Here is an 18,713-nt window from a genome sequence, read left to right as displayed (position 1 = left end):
ACATCATCCACCCCATGGATCATCTCCCGCTGCCCCTGGAGGGCATCACCGTCGTCGCCGTCGAGCAGGCCGTGTCCGCGCCGTTCGCGACGCGGCAGCTCGCCGATCTGGGGGCCAGGGTCATCAAGGTGGAGCGGGTGGACGGGGGCGACTTCGCGCGTGGTTATGACACCGCCGCCCGCGGTCTCGCCTCGCACTTCGTGTGGTGCAACCGGGGCAAGGAGTCCCTCGCCCTGGATCTGAAGGATCCGCGGGGTCTGGAGGTCGTGCGGCGGCTGGTCGCGGAGGCGGACGTGTTCGTGCAGAACCTCGCGCACGGGGCCGCCGCCCGGCTGGGGCTGGACGCCGCCACGCTGTGCGCCGCGCATCCGCGGCTGATCGCCGTGGACATCTCCGGGTACGGCGCGGGCGGGCCGTACGCGGACAAGCGGGCGTACGACATGCTCGTGCAGTGCGAGGCCGGGCTGGTGTCGGTGACGGGGACGGCCGAGCAGCCGGTGAAGGCGGGGGTCCCGGCGGCGGACATCGCGGCGGCCATGTACGCGTTCTCGGGCGTGCTGGCCGCGCTGGTGCGGCGCGGCACGACCGGCAGGGGCGGGCCGGTGGAGGTGTCGATGCTGGAGGCGCTCGCGGAGTGGATGGGGCATCCGCTGCACCATGCGATGCACGGCGGTGAGCCCCCGGCGCGCACCGGCCTCGCCCACGCCGTCATCGCGCCGTACGACGCTTATCCGACGGGTGACGGCGGGCGCGTGCTGTTGTCGGTGCAGAACGACCGGGAGTGGCGGCGTCTGGCCGAGCAGGTCATAGGCCGACCGGAGTTGGGGACGGATCCGGCGTATGCGACCAATGCGGCACGGGTGGCGAATCGAGCGGAGACCGACGAGCTGGTCGCGGGGGCGCTGGGTGTGCTGGATGCCGACGAGGCGCTGGCCCGGCTGGAGAAGGCGGGCATCGCGTGTGCCCGGCTCAGGGATCTGCCCGAGCTCGCGGCGCATCCGCAGCTGGCGGCCCGGGAGCGGTGGCGTGAGGTGGGTTCGCCGGTCGGACCGCTGAGGGCGCTGCTGCCTCCCATCACGCTGCCGGGCGGGGACGAGGCACGGATGGGTGATGTGCCCGCGCTCGGACAGCACACCGAGACGCTGCTGCATGCCGTGGGGATGACGGACGACGAGATCGCAGCGATGCGCCGGGACGGTGTGGTGGCCTGAGCGCGGGCCCCGGAGGGATGCTGGGGGAACGCCGGTTCACTCGGGGTTCGAGCCGGGACTCGAACAGAGTGTGCTCAGTGTCCGCCGAACAGCGAACGGCGCAGTCGGCGCAGGGGCGCGAACAGGGAGACCCGGCTGACCCGCTTGCCTCGGTCGCTGCGCTGGTGCGCGGTGTCACGTGCGGTCAGCTCACGCATCAGCGAGGTCGCCTCGACCGTCTCCCGCTGCGGTATGGCGGGCCCCGCCAGCACCGACAGATGGCGGTCGAGCCGCGAACTGGTCGCGCTGCTCCCGCAGGTGATCGCAGGGACCCTGGCCCTGCTGCGCACTGTTATCTGTTCCATGTCACTCCCCACCCGTACGAGTCCACCCGGCCCGGGCAGGGTAACCCTATCGCCCCAGTGGGGCACGCGTGTATCTCGCCCACAGGATTCACCTTCCCTGTAAGGGCGTTGATCACCCACATTTGACTACTCTCCGAATCCGACCGTTTTCAGGGTGAGTTGGACAACGGGCTGGCTGGTGGGTTGCGCTGAGCCGCCGTCAGGTTCGACGGTTACGGCGAGTGACGTCGCGGACTTCTCGAGCCCCTTGGCGACCAAGGGCGTGTCGCCCGCGAAGAGCCCCAGGGAGCGTGGTTGCGCATGGGGGCGCATGAGCCAGAGCTGGTGCACGCGGCCGCCGGGCGGGGTGCCGTATCCGCTGAGGGTGACGACGGCCCGCCGCTCCGATACGGAAGCGATCACTCCGATGCTGCGCCCCTGTGCGTCCCGGCCGGTGGCGGCGCGGGCGTCGGGCGCGGCGAGAACGTGGGCGATCTCACGTGCCCGGTCCCGCTCGGCGTCGAGCCGGTCCCGTGTCCGGTCGGCCTGGACGGCGAAGAGGGAGGCGACGACGAGGGCCGCGGCGGCGGTCGCCGTGGCGAGCGGCACGAAGAGGGGGCGCGCCCGGGGCGTACGGGTGCGTCCCGGCGGGGGCTGCGTGCCCCAGACATGCGGGGGCAGTTGGGGGGCGCGCCCGGCAGGGCCCCCGGCACCGGCGCGCTCCCGGGCGGGCGCGGGTGTCTGCTCCTGCGGGGTGGTGCGGACGGCGGCCAGGACCCGCTCGCGCAGGACGGCCGGGGCGGGCGCCGCGGTGGACCAGGCGAGGCGGAGCGCGTCCTCGGACAGGTCCCGCACCTCGGCGGCGCAGCGGTCGCAGTCCCTGAGGTGTTTCTCGAAGCGGCGCCGTTCGCCGGGGTCGAGGGCGTCGAGCGCGTAGGGCGCGGCCAGCGAGTGCAGGTCCTCGCGGCGCAGCAGTCGGCCGAGGATGCTCATGCGGCACCTCCCAGGCACTCGCGCAGCCGGGTGAGTCCGTCGCGCATCCGCGTCTTGACCGTGCCCAGCGGCAGCTTCAGCCGCTCGGCCACCTCACGGTACGTGTAGCCGTCGTAGTAGGCGAGGGTGACGGACTGGCGTTGCAGCGCGGTGAGCCGGTCCAGGCAGCGCCGCACCCACTCGCGCTCCAGGCCCGCCTCGACCTCCTCGGCGACGTGGTCGAAGGCGGGTTCGCCGGCGCGCAGGGCCTCGCGCTGCTCGCGTTCGCCGGCCGCGCGGGCGCTGCGCACCCGGTCGACGGCCCGGCGGTGGGCGAGGGTGAGGATCCAGGAGAGGGCGCTGCCCCGGCGCGGGTCGAACCGGCCGGCGGAGCGCCACAGTTCCAGCAGCACCTCCTGGGCCACCTCCTCGGACTGGGCGGGGTCGCGCACGATCCGCCGTGCCAGCCCGTAGACCGGACCGGACACCAGTCCGTACAGATCCTCGAACGCCTTCTGGTCACCGCCCGCCACGAGCACCAGCAGCTCGTCCGCCTCCACCCCGGCCCCCCTCACCTGGCTTCCGTGGCCGCAGCCGGCCCTGCCTCTGACCCCACGCATCCGCACGAACGCACACCTCCCGCGGGTGATACGGATCAGCGGGCCGAAAACGCGGGTCCGGGGCGGTGAAAAGATTTTTTCCGTCCGACCAATCCGATCGCGCCCTCCGCTCCGTATACCCGTCCGTCAAAGGCAAGTTGGCACTGAGGACGGACGGCATGACACCTCTCTTCTCCAGGGGCGGCAGGGGACGCAAGGGCCTGATCCCGCTCATCTGTGGTGCGCTGGCCGCCGGAGGGCTCGCAGCCGCCGGCGTCGCCACGCTGGAACCCGGGGCGGCCTCCGCCTCCTCCCACCGGGAAGCCCCGCTGATCTCCGGGACCCCGCAGTACGACAACACGGACCTGTACGCGTTCGTCAGCCCGGACAAGCCCGACACCACGACGATCGTGGCCAACTGGATCCCGTTCGAGGAACCGGCGGGCGGCCCGAACTTCTACACCTTCGCGGACGACGCCCAGTACGACATCCACATCGACAACAACGGTGACGCGCAGGGCGAGTTGCTCTTCCGCTACACCTTCAAGACGCACACGAAGAACGGGAACACGTTCCTGTACAACACCGGTCCGGTCACCAGCTTGGACGACCCCGACCTCAACGTCACGCAGACCTACGACATCGACCTGATCCGGCTGAAGAACCAGCACGTGATGTCGAAGACGAAGCTCGCGGACGACGTACCGGTGGCTCCGTCGAACGTCGGCAAGGCGTCCATGCCGGACTACGCCAAGCTGCGCTCGCAGGCCGTGTACAAGACGGCGGGCGGTGCCTCGACCTTCGCCGGCCAGGCGGACGACCCGTTCTTCCTGGACCTGCGCGTCTTCGACCTGCTGTACGGCGGCAACCTCACCGAGGTCGGCCGGGACACGCTCAAGGGCTACAACGTCAACACGATCGCGCTCCAGGTCCCCAACGACCTGATCCGCGAGTCCGCCCACCAGCCCGTCGTCGGCATCTGGTCGACCACCCAGCGCCGCAACGCCCAGGGCTACTACTCACAGGTCTCCCGCCTCGGCAACCCGCTGGTCAACGAGGTCGTCAATCCGCAGAAGGACAAGGACAGGTTCAACGCGTCCCAGCCCTGGTACGACGGGCAGTTCCTGAAGAACGTCACCAACCCCGAGCTGCCGAAGCTCATCGAGGGGATCTACAAGATCAAGGCGCCCGCCGAGCCGCGCAACGACCTGGTCGACGTCTTCCTCAAGGGCGTGAAGGGCCTCAACCAGCCGCCGAACGTGAAGCCGGCGGAGGAGCTGCGGCTGAACACCTCGATCAAGCCGAGCATGCACCCCAAGCGGCTCGGTGTCCTCGACGGTGACAACGCGGGCTTCCCGAACGGCCGCCGGCTCACCGACGACGTGGTGGACGAGGCACTGCAGGTCGTGGAGGGCGAACTGGTCGGCTCCAAGAACGACTTGGGCGACGCGGTCGACAAGAACGACAAGAGCTTCGAGAAGTACTTCCCGTACGTCGCCCAGCCCACCTCGGGTTCGCGGGGTCCGCTCGCCAAGGGCACGACCTCGGGTGCGGACGTCCGCAGCCAGCTCGGTGACGCGCTCCAGCCGGCCGGGTCGTCGTCCGGCGGTTCCGGGAACACCATGCTCATCGCCGCCTCGGCGGCCTCGGGTGCGGCCGGGATCCTGCTGATCGGCACCGCCTTCGCGTGGTGGCGCCGCCGCATGCAGCGCCCGTACTGATCCCACCCCACCGACCGGCGCGGCCCGCGCCTCTCTCCCCCACGGCGGGCCGCGCCCTTCCCCCTTCCGACACACGACCAGGCGACCATCGCGAGCATCGCGATCATCAGGCGACCTAGGAGAGGGCATGGCCCCGCGTACGAATGACGAGGAGACCGGCGGGCGACGGTGGCGACGGCGCGCCCAGCTCGGGGGCTGCGCCGCCCTGTTGGCCGTGGCGCTCACCGGCGGGGCGATCGCCTTCGGGGCGGCGCGGGAGGGGACGCCCGCCTCACCGGTGGCCGCCTCCGCCGCCGTCGATCCCGGAGTGCTCGGCAGCGGGAACCTGGACGCGAGCATCACCGCCCTCCAGGCCCATCTCCGATCACAGCCACGGGACTTCGGCAGCTGGGCCACGCTCGGCCTGGCCTATGTCGAACAGGCGCGGACCAAGGGTGATCCGGCCCGGTACCCCCAGGCGGAGAAGGCGCTGCGGCGCTCCCTGACGCTGGCCCCGGGCAACGACCAGGCGCTGGCCGGACAGGCCGCCCTCGCCGCCGCCCGGCACGACTTCCAGCACTCCCTTGCCTACGCCGACCGGGCCCTGAAACGGAACCCGTACAGCGAGCGCGCCCTGTCCTCCCGGATCGACGCGCTGGTCGAACTCGGCCGGTACACCGAGGCATCGCGGGCCGCCGACACCGCCGACGCCCGCAGGCCGGGTGTGCCGGTCTTCACGCGGTACGCGTACGTGCGCGAACTGCGCGGCGACGTGACGACGGCACGGCGGGTGCTCCAGCAGGCCCTCGCCGGTGCCACGTCGCCCGGCGACATCGCGTACGTGGCCGCCCAGCTCGGCCAGCTCGCCTGGAACCAGGGCGACTACAAGACGGCGCTCACCCTCTACGCCCGCGCCCTCGCCGCCGACGAGAACTACCTCCCCGCGCTGGAGGGGCGGGCCCGCGCACAGGCGGCGAGCGGCCGGCGCGCCGACGCGATCAAGGGCATGGAGACGGTGGTCTCCCGCTATCCGCTGCCCGGCCCGCTCGTCGAGCTGGGCGAGCTGTACGAGGCCCGGGGCGCGGCCGGCGACAAGGCGAAGGCCCGCGAGCAGTACGCGCTCGTCGACGCCTGGACCGCCCTCGCCCGCGCCAACGGCGTCGACGCCGACCTCGACACCGCGCTGGCCGCCGCCGACCACGGCGACAAGGCCGCCGCCCTGCGCGCGGCCCGCGCCGAGTGGGCCCGCCGCCACACCGTGCACACCGCGGACGCCCTCGCCTGGGCCCTGCACGTCAACGGCCACGACCGGGAAGCCCTCCCCTACGCCCGCCGCGCCACGGCCACCGGCTACCGCAACGCCGCCTTCCTCTACCACCGCGGCATCATCGAACGGGCCACGGGCGACAGCAAGAACGGCCGCGCGTCCCTGGCGGCGGCCCTCGAGCTGAACCCCGGCTTCTCGCCGCTGGGTGCCGCCCAGGCCCGCACGGCACTGGAGGCCGCCAAGTGAAGCTGCGTCTCCCCTTCGTCCTGATCGCCGTGGCCGCCCTCGCGCTCCTCCCGGCCGGCACCGCGAGCGCCCACCCCCTCGGCAACTTCACCGTCAACCGGTACGACGGGCTCGTCGTCGCGCCCGGGCAGCTCCGTGTCGACCATGTGGAGGACCTCGCCGAGATCCCGGCGACCCAGGCCAAGCCCGACATCCAGCGGCTGGGCCTGGCCGAGTGGGCCCGGCAGCGGTGCGCGAAGGCTGCGCGCGGCAGCGGGTTCACCGTCGACGGCCGCCCGGTCGCCCTCACCGTCGAGTCCAGCCGGGCACGACTGCGGCCGGGGCAGGCCGGGCTCGACACCCTCCGGGTGGAGTGCGCCGAGACGGCTTCGCTGCCCCAGGGCGCCTCGGTGGCCCTCGGCTTCCACAGCGCGGGCGCGTCGTCCGGGCCAGGCTGGCGGGAGATCACCGCGCGGGGCGACCGCATGACGCTCACGAAGTCGGACGTGCCGAAGCACTCGGTCTCCCGCGAACTCACCACCTACCCCAAGGAGTTGCTCTCCTCCCCGGCCGACACCTCCGCCGCCCGCCTGCGGGTGCGCCCCGGCGGCCCCGCCCTCGTACCGGAACACGAGGCGGCGCCCGCCGCCTCGGTCCTGCCCCGGGGTGCCGACCGCTGGACCCAGGCCCTGAACAACCTGGTCGCCCGCCATGACCTGACCCTCGGCTTCGCCTCGCTCGCCCTGCTCGTCGCGGTCGTCCTGGGCGCGATGCACGCCCTCGCGCCGGGGCACGGCAAGACCCTGATGGCCGCGACGGCGGCCGCGCGCGGCGGCCGGGCCCGGCTGAAGGACGTGCTCCCCCTGGCCGCCTCGGTCACCGTCACGCACACCCTCGGCGTGGTCGCCCTGGGCCTGCTCGTCACGGCCGGTTCCGCCGCGGCGCCCTCGGTGATCGCCTGGCTGGGCATCGCGAGCGGTGCCCTCGTGCTCGGGGCGGGCGCGAACCTCGTACGCCGGGCCTGGCGCGACCGGGCGCACGGGCACACGGCCGTCCAGGCACATGTCCATGAGGAGGTGGAGGAACGCGAGTTGGCCACGGTGGGCGCACCCGCGGGGGCCCACCATCACCATCACCACGATGACCCTGAGCATGCCCGTGATCACGAGCAGCACCACGGCCACCACCACCATGGCCACGACCATGACCACGAGCACCATCACGAACACGCACATCCGCACCCCCACGCCCACGCCATCGAGCACACCCACGGCGGCCACACCCACACCCACCCCACCGCCCCCACCCTGCGCGGCACGATCCTGCTCGGGTTCGCCGGTGGGCTGGTGCCGAGTCCCTCCGCCGTGGTCGTGCTGGTCGGCGCCGCGGCGCTCGGGCAGGCCTGGTTCGGGCTGCTGCTCGTCGTGGCGTACGGGGCCGGGCTGGCGCTGACGCTGACGGCGGCCGGGTTCGCCGTCGTACGGCTGGGTTCGGGTGTCACCCGGGTGCTGGAGCGGCGCCCGCGCTGGACGGTCCACCCGGCGGCCGTCCTGGTGCGCCGGACCCTGCCGTTGGCCTCCGCGTTGCTCGTCGTGGTGCTGGGTGCCGGATTGGTGTTCAGGGGGGCTACAGCCGCGCTCGGCTGAGCTACTTTTGGGGAGGAATCACGCCAGATGCCGTGGGGGGCGCCCGTGTCCGAAGAGCCGGGCCGAGAACGTGTGATCGCGGGCCGCTACCGACTGCTGTCCGCGCTGGGCGAGGGCGGCATGGGCACCGTGTGGCGTGCCCGTGACGAGGTGCTGCACCGTGAGGTGGCCGTCAAGGAGGTACGGGCCCCGGCCGGCCTGCCCGCCGCGGAGGTCGAGCGGATGTACGCCCGGCTGGAGCGCGAGGCGTGGGCGGCGGCCCGGGTCGCCAACCGCAACGTGGTCACGGTGTACGACGTGGCGCTGGAGGGCGGCCGTCCCTGGATCGTGATGGAGCTGGTGCGTGGGCTGTCCCTCGCCGACCAGCTGGACGCGGAGGGTCCGCTCTCGCCGCAGCGGGCCGCGCACGTCGGTGCCGAGGTGCTGGCCGCGCTGCGCGCCGCGCACGCGGTCGGGGTGCTGCACCGGGACGTGAAGCCGGCGAACGTGCTGCTGGCCAACGACGGCCGGGTGGTGCTGACCGACTTCGGCATCGCCTCGGTCGAGGGCAGCTCCGCGCTGACGATGACCGGCGAGGTGATCGGCTCGCCCGAGTTCCTCGCGCCGGAGCGGGCACTGGGGCGCACCCCGGGGCCGGAGTCGGACCTGTGGTCGCTGGGCGTGCTGCTGTACGCGGCGGTCGAGGGCAACTCCCCGTTCCGGCAGGACACTCCGCTCAGCACCCTGCGCGCCGTGGTGGAGGACGAGTTGCCGCCGCCGCGCCGGGCCGGGCCGCTCGCGCCCGTCATCGCGGGGCTGCTGCGCAAGGAACCCGGCGAACGGCTGCCGGCCGAGCGGGCCGAGCAGGATCTTCGGCTGGTCGCGGCGGGCGGGGCGCTCCGTACGGACACACAGCCGGCCTCGCCGTACACCCCGACGGTCGCGGCCCAGCCGCACCGGCCCACCCCGCAGCCGTCCCCGCGGCTGTCCCCGACACCGCCGATGCCCGTGCCCACGGGCCGTCCGGAGCCCCGGACCGCGGCTTCGCCCATGGCGGCGCCCGAGGATCCGGTGCGCGACCGGCGGGCCCGTGCGGTGCTGGTCGCCGGTGTCCTCGCGGTCGTCCTGGCCCTGGCGGGGCTGACGTACGCGCTGCTCGACCGTGACAACGGGAGCGGCGACGGAGGCTCCGGCGCGCAGTCCGGCACGGCGACCGAGAGCACATACTCCTCCAGTCCGAGCGGCACCACGGACGCGGAGTCCGGGGCGCCGCCGCCCGCGTCGAGCAGCGCCGCGTCGCGGAGCGCGCAGCCCGCCCAGTCGGTGCACGTCACGCTGGCGGGCTCGTACACGGAGTACAACGGCACCTGTCCGCCGCCGCCCGCGCAGGCGCCCACGTTCACGGCGACGTTCACGGTCGGCCGGCTGCCGGCGCAGGTGGAGTACCGGTGGGTGCTCGCGCACGGATCGGTGTCGGATCCCGGATGGCAGACGCTGGCGTTCCCGTCGGGCGGCGCGCGGACCAAGCAGGTGACCGTGACGGTGACCGCCTACCCCGACAGCGGGACGTTGGAGAACGAGATCAGCGTGGAGGTGCGCAGTCCGGTGCGGACCACGTCGAACGCGGTGCCGTTCTCGGTGACGTGTACGACGTCGACGGAGACCCCGACGGACGGGGCCTCCGCATCTCCTTCGGCTTCGCCCTGATCAGGCCGCGTTCGTGAGTACCGGCAGGTACCCGCCGGACTGGCCGGACGCGGTCGGGTGGTACGACTCGCCGATGTTGAGCCAGTTCACGCTGTGCAGCCAGGAGTTGCCGGAGCAGATCTCGTGGCCGGAGAACGTGGTGCGGACGTCGCCGAAGACGAAGCCGTGGGCCTGGGCGCGCTTCTGTATCGCGGCGTCGATGTAGTCAGCGGCGCCGTTGATGGCGGACCGCTTGGTCTCGGAGAGGCCGAGGCAGGTCTGTCCGAGCAGATAGAAGCGGGGGTAGCCGATCACGACCACCCGGGCCGACGGGGCTTTGGCGCTGATCTGGTTGTAGACGGCGTCCAGCTTGCCGGGGAGCGTCGAGTCGACGTACGCCTTCGCCGTGTTGATCCGGGAGATGCAGGAGCTGTCGGACTGGATGACACAGGTCGTCATGACGTCGGCGAAACCGGCGTCGTTGCCGCCGATGGTGATGGACACCAGGCCGGTGGAGGAGTTGAGCGAGCCCAGCTGGCCCGCGAGCACATCGTCCGTCGTGGCGCCCGAGCAGGCGTTGAAGGCGAACGAGGACGGGCTGTGCGCGGCGTTCCACAGGTACGGGTACGCCTTGGTGCTGCGGTCGCAACTGCCGCTGGAACTGATGTAGCTGCCCGCTCCGACTCCGGAGGAGTAGGAGTCGCCGAGGGCCACGTAGCCGCCGGTCACGGCCGTCGAGGACGCCTGCGCCGAGGCGGCCCCGGTGAGGCCGAGGCCGGTGGCGAGGAGGAGCGAGGTCACGTATGCCGCAAATCGGGAACGTCTCATGGAACCTCCCTTTAGCAGGATCTCTGCCACAACTGTGGTAGCAACTACGCGCGTTGAGGGGAAGTGTCCATGTCAAAGATATTTTGACCTCAACTAGGCCCTTCACCCCGCGCCCACGAGACGCGCACATCCGGAGCGTTGACGTTCCGTCAACCCGGGGCTGTAGCCAGGTCTTGGAACACCCCGGGCAACACCATGAACAAGCAGTGGAAATGTCGTGCGCGGAGCGCATCCGTGACGGATCATGGCGGCATGTCTGCGAACCCACACGACGCTCTGCCGATCCGGCTCAACGTCGACGACTCCGACTCGCCCTCCGATGTCGTCGACGCGCTGTTCCTCGGCCGCTTCGCGACGGGCGAGCAGCCGTACTCGCACGCGGCCAACATCGACCGGGTGCGCTCCGGCGCGACCCTGCTGCCGGAGGGCGCCCGCGTGCTGCGGGTCGCCCGCGACGACGACCGCAGCGCCACCCTCGCGGAGGGCGACGGCTGGACCCTGCTCGTTTCCCGCTGGAATCGGGGAGCGGACGTCACGGTGACCGCGACCAGCGCCGAGCTGGCCAAGCAGGTCCTCGACCGGGCCACGGACGGCGCGGCCGACGAGCCCGAGCCACAGCCGGAGAACGTGACCATGGGCTTCTGGTACGTCTCCCCGCGGCGCGGCCCGCACCGCACCACCCGGCAGATCTCCGCCGGCACCTGGGACGAGGTCCGGCCCAACTACACGGCTCCGGTGGCGGAGGCGATGGACCGGCTGATGAAGACGACCCCGGAGGACATCGCCGGGCGTCTGCTCCTGCTGCACGGCCCGCCCGGCACCGGCAAGACCTCCGCGCTGCGCACGCTGGCCCGGTCCTGGCGCGAGTGGTGCCAGGTGGACTGCGTGCTGGACCCCGAGCGCCTCTTCTCCGACGTCGGCTATCTGATGGACATCGCGATCGGCGAGGAGGACGGCGCGGGCAAGGGCCGCTGGCGTCTGCTCCTGCTGGAGGACTGCGACGAGCTGATCAGGGGCGAGGCCAAGCACACGGCGGGCCAGGCGCTGTCCCGCCTGCTGAACCTGACGGACGGCCTGCTCGGGCAGGGCAGGAACGTCCTGGTGGGCGTCACCACCAACGAGGACCTGGAGCGCCTGCACCCCGCCGTGGTCCGCCCCGGTCGCTGCCTGGCCCGCATCGAGGTGGGCTCGCTGACCCGCCGCGAGGCGGTGAACTGGCTCGGCTCCGAGGAGGGCATCGGCCGGGACGGCGCGACCCTCGCCGAGCTGTACGCCCTGCGCCGGGGCACGGCGCCGACCTCGGTGCCGGGGGCGCGGGACGGGGCGGACGCGGGGCTGTACCTGTAGCAGTCACCGGTAGCAGTGCCGGTGGAAGCACCGGTAGAAATCGGCGTCCGGTGCTTTGATGGAGGTATGACCCTGTTCGTCGGCACGTCGGGGTGGCAGTACAAGGACTGGCGGGACGTGGTGTACCCGGAGGGGGTTCCGGCACGGCTGTGGCTGGAGGAGTACACCCGGCTGTTCGCCACCGTGGAGATCAACAACGCCTTCTACCGGCTGCCGACGAAGGAGAACTTCGAGGCCTGGCGCGACCGCGTCCCGGCGGACTTCGTGGTCGCGGTCAAGGCCAGCCGCTATCTCACCCACATCAAGCGCCTGAAGGACCCCGAGGAACCGGTCCACCGCCTGATGACCCACGCGGCGGGCCTCGGCGACCGCCTGGGCCCGGTCCTCCTCCAGCTCCCCCCGACCCTGCGCGCGGACCCGCCCCTCCTGGACGCCTGCCTGGCCTGCTTCCCCTCGGGCACGAGGATCGCGGTCGAGCCGCGCCACGACTCGTGGTGGACACCGGAGGTGCGCAAGGTCCTGGAGTCCCGGGGCGCGGCCCTGTGCTGGGCCGACGTCCAGGCCCGCCCCATGACCCCGCTGTGGCGCACCACCGACTGGGGTTACGTCCGCTTCCACGAGGGCCGGGCCCAACCGTGGCCGCGCTACGGCCGGCGCTCCCTGGAGACGTGGGTGGACCGCCTCGCGACCACCTGGTCCGACGACCACGACGTTTACGCCTACTTCAACAACGATCCCGGCGGCGCGGCAGTGGCGGACGCGGTGACGTTCGCCAGGGCGGCGAGGCGGGCGGACCTGTCGGTGACCCGCACACCCGAGCGGGCGGCACACCGGTGACTCCTACTCCCCGTAGGCCGCGCAGGGCGTCCCGCTACTCCTCATAGGCCGCCCGCAGGGCGTCCCGCACCGCGGCCAGCGCCTCCTCCTCCGCCAGCCCCAGCCGCCGCACCCGCTCCACGTAGGCCTGAGCGGCCAGCGACGCCTCGCGTACCGCGGCCGAGCCCGCCGCGGCCACGAACGTCCCGTGGCGCCCCCGCGTCTCGATCACCCCGTCCGTCTCCAGCGCCCGGTACGCCTTGGCCACCGTGTTCACAGCGAGCCCCAGCGACTCGGCCAGCCCACGCACCGTCGGCAGCCGGTACCCCACCGGGAGCGCCCCCGACCGCGCCTGCTCGGAGATCTGCGCCCGGACCTGCTCGTACGGCGGCGCACTGTCATCGATGTGGATCTTCAGGGTCACAGGGCCGATTGTCCCGTACCCGAAGGAAAATGAGAGGCATCCCCGCACGTCTCCCCGTACGGTGCCTGCACATGACAGTGATCGTCCGCGACCTGCGCCTCGACACGCCCGCCGACGCCGAGGGCTACGCCCGCGTCCGCCATCTCGCCCTGCCGTACATCTTGTTCACCCCGGACTCGGTCCGCCACCTCGTGACCCGTAGCCACCCCGACGCCCACTTCCGCCAGCTGATCGCGGTCGAGGACGGCGAGGTGATCGGCGCGGCCGGGGTCGCCCTCGCGCACGACAGCACGGAGCCGGGCCAGGGGTACCTGAACATCTACGTCCGCCCGGACCGGACCCACCGCGGTGCCGGCCGGCTCCTCACCCGGGCCGCCGAGGAGCATCTCGCCGCCGTCGGCGCGAGCAAGCTGTACACCTGGGTGCTCGACGAACCCGCCAACCGCGCCTTCGCCGAACGGCACGGCTACACCCGGGGCCGCCCCGCCCACTTCCTCCGCCTCGACCTGGCGAACGGCACCCTCCCGCCGCTCCCGGAGGTCCCTCAGGGCGTCGAGCTGCGCCCGGCCGCCGACTTCACGGACGACCCCCGGCCGCTGTTCGAGCTGGACGCGGAGACGGTGTCGGACGAACCCGGCGAGGTCACCGTCGAGTTCACGGACTACGACGCCTGGCTCGAGCAGGCCTGGAAGCATCCGCTGCTGGACCGCGAGCTGACCATGGCCGCGGTCGTCGACGGCCGTCCGGTCGCCTTCAGCGTGGCCTACACCGACGGCGCCACCCGGTACTCCACCGCGATGACCGGTACCGCGCGCGCCCACCGGGGCCGTGGTCTGGCCAAGCTCGCCAAGATCCACTCCCTGTACCGGGCCCGCGCCGCCGGCATCACGGAGGCGTTCACGGGCAACGACGCCGGGAACGACCCGATGATCGCGATCAACAAGTGGCTCGGGTACGAGATCTGCGCGACGGAGGTGCGCTATGTCCGCGAACTCGGCTGAGCCCGGCGCCCAGGTGGACGTCGTCCTCGTCAAGGCGGGCCGTACGAAGATCCGTTATCCGGCGGAGCTGCTCGGCGACGACGGCACGCACGTCACCGTGCGGGCCCCGTGGGCGGGCGAAGGCGTCCGCGACTTCGGCTTCGTGCGCTTCGAGCCGGGCGACGTCTTCACCGAGCACTACTGGCGGGACCGCTGGTACTCGGTGAAGGAGGTCCGCGCCGGGGACGGCACCGTCAAGGGCTGGTACTGCGACATCACCCGCCCCGCGGTCCGCTCCAGCGGCGAGCTGGTGGTCGAGGACCTCGACCTGGACCTGTGGCGCTCCGCCGACGGCACGGACGTACGCCGCCTGGACGAGGACGAGTTCGCCGAGAGCGGCCTGACGGAGACGGACCCGGAGGCCGCGTCCGCCGCCCTGGCCGCCCTGGACGAACTGGAGACACTGGCCCGCGAGGGAGGCTTCGACTCCCTGCTGGCCTGAGTCCCCCCAAGGGCGCGGCCCCCGGCACGGGACCCCGCCCCCGGCCCCATCCCTGGACCCGGCCGTCTCACACCGTCGCCAGCACCGCGTACCGCTCGTCGTCCACGGTCTTCCCCCACAGCAGCGGGTCGTCGGACAGTCGCTCGACGCGCACCTCGCGGACCAGCGGCTCCAGCAGGGCGGTGAGCCGGCCGGCGGGTATGCCGACCGGGGCGAGGGTCCCCCAGACGCCCTCGACCAGCACGAACCGGCCCTCGGGGCGCAGCAGGGTCCGCCAGTGCCGCAGCACGCGCGTTGGATCGGGCAGCGTCCACAGCACGTGCCGGACGAGGACGACGTCGTAACGCCGCTCCCCCACGGGCGGCGTGGCGGCGTCTCCGCACAGCACGACCGCGTCCCGCCCGGCGAGCTTGGCGCGGGCCCGCTCGACCATGGCCGGGGACCGGTCGACGCCGGTGATCCGGTGTCCCTGTTCGGCCGCGAGGAGCGACAGGCTGCCGGTGCCGCAGCCCAGGTCGAGGACGTCGGCGGGGCTCCCGGGCAGCCAGGAGCGCATTCTCGCCGCCCAGGCTGCGCGCACCTCGGGGGCGCGCAGGCCGTGGTCCGGCTCGTCGTCGAAGGCGGCGGCCGCCGCGTCCCAGTCCGTCTCGGCACCTGCCGTCACCGTGTGCTCACCCTCGTATGCCATGGCTCCAGAGTGACACCCGCCACTGACAGACCGGCTCCGATGAGGAACGCTCCCCGAAAGGGTCCACCTCCGTGAACGACGGATTCAGGTGGACGCCCGAGGAGGCAGCCATGCGCCGTGTGACCGTGCAGAAGCCCCTGAAGAGGACGGACAGCCGCAGGGTCCGCGAAGAGGCGGACCAGCGCCCGGCCGCGCGCCCGGAGGTGCGCAAGGACATCGCGCGCACCTGGTGGCCCGACGGCTGAGGCCGCGGCGGGCCGTCAGTCGAGCGGCTTGCGGTAGTGGATCCGGTCGTAGGGCCCGTCGACGCGGCGTTCCACGACCTCGTACCCGTACTTCGGGTAGATCTTCTGGTTCTCCCACATCATCGCGTTGGTGTAGAGCCGGACTTCGCGCAGGCCCAGCGCACGCGCGTGGGCGTCGACGAAGTGCAGCAGCCGCCGCCCGACGCCCCTGCCGTGGGCGTCGGGGTGGACGGCGATGCTGTCAAGCAAGAGATGGTCCGGGCGCGGTTCGACCACGACCAGGCCGTTCACGGGGTCCCCGGTCACGAACACCTTTCCCTCGGCCACGTCCGCCGCGTGGTCCGCCTCCATGGGCGCGGGCACCACCCCGATGCGCTCGACGTAGAGGTGGTAGGCCGCGTCGGTCACGGCCTTCACGGCGGGTACGTCGGCCTCGGCCGCCGGCCGGATCTCGTCTTCGGTCATGCACGAACGGTACTTTCCGATCTCAGTCTGATCGCAGTCTGAGCCCTCCCTTAAGCCGACCATAAGGATCTCCGTCCGCCGCCCTCAGCAGGCGACTTCACGGTGTCTTGGGGCTAGCTTCTGATCGCCCCCACGGGATTCAGCCCTCCCCCGAGGACCGTTTCGAGGAGTTCCCCATGCCCGCACGCCGCAAGGCCGTCGTCGCCGCTCTCGGCATCACCGCGCTCGCGCTGTCCGCCGCGCCCGCGTCCGCGCACGGTTCGATGGGCGGCCCCGTCAGCCGGGTCGCGCAGTGCTACGCGGAGGGTCCGGAGAGCCCGAAGTCGGCGGCGTGCAAGGCGGCCGCGGCGGCCGGCGGCACCCAGGCGCTGTACGACTGGAACGGCATCCGGATCGGCGACGCGAACGGGCGGCACCAGGAGCTGATCCCGGACGGCAAGCTGTGCAGCGCCGGCAACGAGGAGTTCAAGGGGCTCGACCTGGCCCGCGCCGACTGGCCGGCGACGAGCGTGCGCAGCGGCTCGTACACCTTCAAGTACCGGGTGACCGCCCCGCACAAGGGCACCTTCAAGGTCTACGCGACCAAGCCGGGTTACGACCCGGCGAAGCCGCTGGCCTGGTCCGGCCTGGATCTGGAGCACCCGGTCGCGACGGCTACCGACCCGGTCGCCTCGGGCGGCTTCTACACCTTCTCGGGCACCCTTCCCGAGCGCACGGGCAGGCAGCTGCTGTACGCGGTCTGGCAGCGCTCGGACAGCCCGGAGGCCTTCTACTCCTGCTCCGACGTCGACTTCGGCGGCGGTACGACGGGCGGCACCACCCCTGCTTCGGGCACCCCAGCTTCGAGCGCCCCCGCTCCGAGCGCCTCCGCGCCCTCCGACGAGCAGATCGCGGACGGTGCCGACAAGTCGACGATCGAGCACCACGGGCACGGGGACGACGACGCGAGCACCACGGCCGAGCCCACCACGGCACCGGCACCGACTCCGGCCTCCGCCAACGAGCCGAAGGCCGCCGGGGCGTCGGAGAACCTCGCCGAGACCGGCGCGTCCACCGGCACCTCGTACGTCGCGATCGGCGGCGCGGCGGCGCTGGCGCTGGGCTCGGCGGTGCTGTTCCTGTCGGTGCGGCGGCGCGCTGCGGGCGGCGGCCGGCACGGGCGCTGAGCGGCGCCCGGAAAGTTTCCGGGGCCTGTCCGGCGGCTCAGGCCGGACAGGCCCCGGCGGCACGTCAGCTGAAGACCGACGCGCAACTGGTGGCCTTGGCGTGGGCCGGGTCGAGGGCGTTGGCCACCTCGTGGAAGGCGATCCGGTCCAACAGGCCGATCGCCACGTGCTCGGACAGGTCGAGCGGGCACAGGTCCTGGAGCAGGACGTTGTGGACGTCCGAGCCGCTCAGGTACTGGTCGCGCCACGGGGTGGCCACCTCGTCGTACTTGGTGGCGATGACCGTGTAGTGCACTCCGGGGACGGTGTCGCCGCCCGCGTTGAGCTTGGTGAGGAAGTCGGAGCCGGAGATCTGGTCGGCGAGGCCGGGGGTGGTGGCCTTGAGCAGGTCCTCGGCGCCGGGGAAGTACGGCAGCAGGTTGGTGAGGCCGTTCAGGTCGGTGCCGTGGTTGTCGGGGGCGAGGCCGACGAGGGCGTTCACCTTGGCGGCACCGCCGAGGAACTTCAGGTAGTAGCGGGGCATCATGCCGCCCTGGGAGTGGCCGACGAGGTCGGCTTTGGCGGCTCCGGTCGAGGTGAGCACCTTGTCGACGAAGGCCGACAGCTGTGCGGCGGACTTGTCGATGGGGCCGAGGCCGTAGAAGAGGGGGACGCCGGGCAGTTGGCCGTAGTCGAGGGAGTAGACGCAGTACCCGCGGTCCTTCAGGTACGGGGCGAGGCCCAGCCAGTTGTCGACGGAGTTCCCGAAGGTGCCGTGGACCAGGACGACGGGGCGGGGATGGGCGGCGGACGGCTGGCAGGAGTAGTCGTTCCATCCGCTGCTGGGTGCCGTCGAGGCCCGTGCGGTGGCGGCGGGAACGGCGGCGACGGCGATCGTCAGAGCCAGTGCGGCGAGCGGTCTGAGCACGCGCTTCCAGGGCAGCACCATGTGATCTCCTTGCGGCTCAAGGGTGGTGGGGGCCTTGCCCTGTGATCCGGATCACGAGGATGCTGTCTGTTCACTCGTCAAGTTACGGGCGAGTAGCTGACATGTGAAGTTACGCGTCAGTAAAACTTTCGAGTAACAAGCGGGCCGTGACACGCCTGACAGTCCGTCACCAGGAGGGCCTCAAGGGACCATAGGGCGCGATCCGCAGCAAACCCTCCCGCAACACGCGCAGTTCACCCTCGTCCAGCACCTCGGCCCACGCCCCCACGACCTCGGCGGCCGCCGCCTCCGCCGCGCGGGTGCACGCCCACCCCCGCTCGGTGAGCACGATCAGCCGGGCCCGCGCGTCCCCGGGATGCGGCCGACGCTCGGCGTACCCCTTGCGTACGATCTCGTCGACCAGCTGGCTGGCGGCCTGCTTGGTCACCCCGAGATGCACGGCGAGATCGGTGACGGTGGCCCCGCCCGGGGCGAGCCGCGCGAAGGCGAAGCCATGAGCGGGCCGGATGTCCGTGAAGCCGCGGGCCACGACACCCTCGTTGATGCGCTGCGTGAGGTCGCCCGCGACGGCGAGCAGCGCGGCGGTCAGGGCCATGGCTTCGGAGTTCTGCACGGAGGCATTGAAACACCCCCACGGGAGAACCCCCTTGACGAATCAGTCAAGCAGCTTGACCATATAGTCAAGAAGCTTGACCACTTACCCGCGCTCGAACGGA

Annotated in this window: 20 protein-coding genes; 11 read left to right on the top strand and 9 right to left on the bottom strand. The window is 72.2% G+C overall.

The window, feature by feature from the left end; all coding sequences use genetic code 11:
- The first annotated feature begins 14 nt into the window (after positions 1 to 14).
- A complete protein-coding gene (locus ABZ865_RS37065) occupies positions 15 to 1,211 on the top strand; it encodes a CaiB/BaiF CoA-transferase family protein (protein WP_361240223.1) in 1,197 nt (398 codons plus the stop codon).
- Positions 1,212 to 1,285: 74 nt separating this feature from the next.
- Here ABZ865_RS37065 and ABZ865_RS37060 read toward each other — a convergent pair whose 3' ends face one another.
- From ABZ865_RS37060 to ABZ865_RS37050, 3 genes are all read right to left on the bottom strand, one after another.
- Positions 1,286 to 1,555 carry a hypothetical protein gene (locus ABZ865_RS37060; protein ID WP_361240221.1) on the bottom strand — a complete coding sequence of 90 codons (270 nt, stop codon included), beginning with the start codon at positions 1,553 to 1,555 and terminating at the stop codon, positions 1,286 to 1,288.
- Between the two features lie 126 nt (positions 1,556 to 1,681).
- Positions 1,682 to 2,527: an anti-sigma factor gene (locus ABZ865_RS37055; RefSeq protein ID WP_361240219.1), complete on the bottom strand. Its 846-nt coding sequence runs from the start codon at positions 2,525 to 2,527 to the stop codon at positions 1,682 to 1,684.
- The gene (locus ABZ865_RS37050; RefSeq protein ID WP_361240425.1) at positions 2,524 to 3,066 is read right to left on the bottom strand and encodes a sigma-70 family RNA polymerase sigma factor; all 543 of its coding nucleotides are present in this window, start codon (positions 3,064 to 3,066) and stop codon (positions 2,524 to 2,526) included. Before ABZ865_RS37050 ends, ABZ865_RS37055 begins: the two co-directional genes overlap by 4 nt.
- 218 nt (positions 3,067 to 3,284) lie before the next feature.
- Here ABZ865_RS37050 and ABZ865_RS37045 point away from each other — a divergent pair, with 218 nt between their 5' ends.
- The 4 genes from ABZ865_RS37045 to ABZ865_RS37030 all read left to right on the top strand — a co-directional run bounded on the left by ABZ865_RS37045 (position 3,285) and on the right by ABZ865_RS37030 (position 9,629).
- Complete coding sequence (locus tag ABZ865_RS37045; RefSeq protein WP_361240217.1) at positions 3,285 to 4,826, top strand: DUF4331 domain-containing protein; 1,542 nt, start codon at positions 3,285 to 3,287, stop codon at positions 4,824 to 4,826.
- A gap of 127 nt (positions 4,827 to 4,953) precedes the next feature.
- The gene (locus ABZ865_RS37040; RefSeq protein ID WP_361240215.1) at positions 4,954 to 6,318 is read left to right on the top strand and encodes a tetratricopeptide repeat protein; all 1,365 of its coding nucleotides are present in this window, start codon (positions 4,954 to 4,956) and stop codon (positions 6,316 to 6,318) included.
- Entirely contained in the window at positions 6,315 to 7,943 is a 1,629-nt protein-coding gene (locus ABZ865_RS37035) for a nickel transporter (RefSeq protein WP_361240213.1), read from the top strand. The genes ABZ865_RS37040 and ABZ865_RS37035 overlap by 4 nt, the downstream gene beginning before the upstream one ends.
- A gap of 27 nt (positions 7,944 to 7,970) precedes the next feature.
- A complete protein-coding gene (locus ABZ865_RS37030; RefSeq protein ID WP_361240211.1) occupies positions 7,971 to 9,629 on the top strand; it encodes a protein kinase in 1,659 nt (552 codons plus the stop codon).
- Here ABZ865_RS37030 and ABZ865_RS37025 read toward each other — a convergent pair whose 3' ends face one another.
- Complete coding sequence (locus ABZ865_RS37025; protein WP_361240209.1) at positions 9,630 to 10,436, bottom strand: SGNH/GDSL hydrolase family protein; 807 nt, start codon at positions 10,434 to 10,436, stop codon at positions 9,630 to 9,632.
- 252 nt (positions 10,437 to 10,688) lie between these two features.
- Between ABZ865_RS37025 and ABZ865_RS37020 the strand changes: the two genes are divergently transcribed.
- Positions 10,689 to 11,783, top strand: coding sequence for a DUF5925 domain-containing protein (locus ABZ865_RS37020; protein ID WP_361240207.1), 1,095 nt, complete (start codon positions 10,689 to 10,691; stop codon positions 11,781 to 11,783).
- A gap of 66 nt (positions 11,784 to 11,849) precedes the next feature.
- Positions 11,850 to 12,620 (top strand): DUF72 domain-containing protein, encoded by a 771-nt coding sequence (locus ABZ865_RS37015; protein WP_361240205.1) that lies wholly within the window; start codon positions 11,850 to 11,852, stop codon positions 12,618 to 12,620.
- A 34-nt stretch (positions 12,621 to 12,654) separates the two neighbouring features.
- Here the strand turns inward: ABZ865_RS37015 and ABZ865_RS37010 are convergent, their stop codons facing one another.
- Positions 12,655 to 13,023, bottom strand: coding sequence for a GntR family transcriptional regulator (locus ABZ865_RS37010; protein WP_361240203.1), 369 nt, complete (start codon positions 13,021 to 13,023; stop codon positions 12,655 to 12,657).
- Positions 13,024 to 13,094: 71 nt separating this feature from the next.
- Here ABZ865_RS37010 and ABZ865_RS37005 point away from each other — a divergent pair, with 71 nt between their 5' ends.
- A complete protein-coding gene (locus tag ABZ865_RS37005) occupies positions 13,095 to 14,024 on the top strand; it encodes a GNAT family N-acetyltransferase (protein WP_361240201.1) in 930 nt (309 codons plus the stop codon).
- Complete coding sequence (locus ABZ865_RS37000; RefSeq protein WP_361240199.1) at positions 14,005 to 14,505, top strand: DUF402 domain-containing protein; 501 nt, start codon at positions 14,005 to 14,007, stop codon at positions 14,503 to 14,505. Before ABZ865_RS37005 ends, ABZ865_RS37000 begins: the two co-directional genes overlap by 20 nt.
- 67 nt (positions 14,506 to 14,572) lie before the next feature.
- On the opposite strand, the gene ABZ865_RS36995 is transcribed toward ABZ865_RS37000, so the two are convergent.
- Positions 14,573 to 15,193, bottom strand: coding sequence for a class I SAM-dependent methyltransferase (locus tag ABZ865_RS36995; protein ID WP_361240197.1), 621 nt, complete (start codon positions 15,191 to 15,193; stop codon positions 14,573 to 14,575).
- Positions 15,194 to 15,303: 110 nt separating this feature from the next.
- Between ABZ865_RS36995 and ABZ865_RS36990 the strand changes: the two genes are divergently transcribed.
- On the top strand, positions 15,304 to 15,438 hold the full coding sequence (locus tag ABZ865_RS36990; RefSeq protein WP_361240195.1) for a hypothetical protein: 135 nt from the start codon (positions 15,304 to 15,306) through the stop codon (positions 15,436 to 15,438).
- 15 nt (positions 15,439 to 15,453) lie between these two features.
- On the opposite strand, the gene ABZ865_RS36985 is transcribed toward ABZ865_RS36990, so the two are convergent.
- Positions 15,454 to 15,903, bottom strand: a complete 450-nt coding sequence (locus ABZ865_RS36985; RefSeq protein WP_361240193.1) for a GNAT family N-acetyltransferase — start codon at positions 15,901 to 15,903, stop codon at positions 15,454 to 15,456.
- 176 nt (positions 15,904 to 16,079) lie between these two features.
- Between ABZ865_RS36985 and ABZ865_RS36980 the strand changes: the two genes are divergently transcribed.
- Entirely contained in the window at positions 16,080 to 17,069 is a 990-nt protein-coding gene (locus tag ABZ865_RS36980) for a lytic polysaccharide monooxygenase (protein ID WP_361240191.1), read from the top strand.
- Between the two features lie 64 nt (positions 17,070 to 17,133).
- Here the strand turns inward: ABZ865_RS36980 and ABZ865_RS36975 are convergent, their stop codons facing one another.
- Both ABZ865_RS36975 and ABZ865_RS36970 read right to left on the bottom strand, forming a co-directional pair.
- The gene (locus ABZ865_RS36975) at positions 17,134 to 17,994 is read right to left on the bottom strand and encodes an alpha/beta fold hydrolase (RefSeq protein ID WP_361240422.1); all 861 of its coding nucleotides are present in this window, start codon (positions 17,992 to 17,994) and stop codon (positions 17,134 to 17,136) included.
- Positions 17,995 to 18,163: 169 nt separating this feature from the next.
- Positions 18,164 to 18,610: a MarR family transcriptional regulator gene (locus ABZ865_RS36970; RefSeq protein WP_361240189.1), complete on the bottom strand. Its 447-nt coding sequence runs from the start codon at positions 18,608 to 18,610 to the stop codon at positions 18,164 to 18,166.
- Positions 18,611 to 18,713 lie beyond the last annotated feature (103 nt).

The organism is Streptomyces sp. NPDC047085, assembly GCF_040643735.1.
GTDB lineage: Bacteria > Actinomycetota > Actinomycetes > Streptomycetales > Streptomycetaceae > Streptomyces.
This window is presented reverse-complemented; position numbering and strand designations above follow the sequence as displayed.

Excerpts from the sequence above, each read along its gene's own strand:
- ABZ865_RS37020 (WP_361240207.1), top strand. The coding sequence starts at position 10,689 with ATGTCTGCGAACCCACACGACGCTCTGCCGATCCGGCTCAACGTCGAC.
- ABZ865_RS37065 (WP_361240223.1), top strand. The coding sequence starts at position 15 with ATGGATCATCTCCCGCTGCCCCTGGAGGGCATCACCGTCGTCGCCGTC.
- ABZ865_RS36980 (WP_361240191.1), top strand. The coding sequence starts at position 16,080 with ATGCCCGCACGCCGCAAGGCCGTCGTCGCCGCTCTCGGCATCACCGCG.
- ABZ865_RS37025 (WP_361240209.1), bottom strand. The coding sequence starts at position 10,436 with ATGAGACGTTCCCGATTTGCGGCATACGTGACCTCGCTCCTCCTCGCC.
- ABZ865_RS37030 (WP_361240211.1), top strand. The coding sequence starts at position 7,971 with ATGCCGTGGGGGGCGCCCGTGTCCGAAGAGCCGGGCCGAGAACGTGTG.
- ABZ865_RS36990 (WP_361240195.1), top strand. The coding sequence starts at position 15,304 with ATGCGCCGTGTGACCGTGCAGAAGCCCCTGAAGAGGACGGACAGCCGC.
- ABZ865_RS37045 (WP_361240217.1), top strand. The coding sequence starts at position 3,285 with ATGACACCTCTCTTCTCCAGGGGCGGCAGGGGACGCAAGGGCCTGATC.
- ABZ865_RS37055 (WP_361240219.1), bottom strand. The coding sequence starts at position 2,527 with ATGAGCATCCTCGGCCGACTGCTGCGCCGCGAGGACCTGCACTCGCTG.
- ABZ865_RS37000 (WP_361240199.1), top strand. The coding sequence starts at position 14,005 with ATGTCCGCGAACTCGGCTGAGCCCGGCGCCCAGGTGGACGTCGTCCTC.
- ABZ865_RS36995 (WP_361240197.1), bottom strand. The coding sequence starts at position 15,193 with ATGGCATACGAGGGTGAGCACACGGTGACGGCAGGTGCCGAGACGGAC.
- ABZ865_RS36985 (WP_361240193.1), bottom strand. The coding sequence starts at position 15,903 with ATGACCGAAGACGAGATCCGGCCGGCGGCCGAGGCCGACGTACCCGCC.
- ABZ865_RS37040 (WP_361240215.1), top strand. The coding sequence starts at position 4,954 with ATGGCCCCGCGTACGAATGACGAGGAGACCGGCGGGCGACGGTGGCGA.
- ABZ865_RS37015 (WP_361240205.1), top strand. The coding sequence starts at position 11,850 with ATGACCCTGTTCGTCGGCACGTCGGGGTGGCAGTACAAGGACTGGCGG.
- ABZ865_RS37060 (WP_361240221.1), bottom strand. The coding sequence starts at position 1,555 with ATGGAACAGATAACAGTGCGCAGCAGGGCCAGGGTCCCTGCGATCACC.
- ABZ865_RS37005 (WP_361240201.1), top strand. The coding sequence starts at position 13,095 with ATGACAGTGATCGTCCGCGACCTGCGCCTCGACACGCCCGCCGACGCC.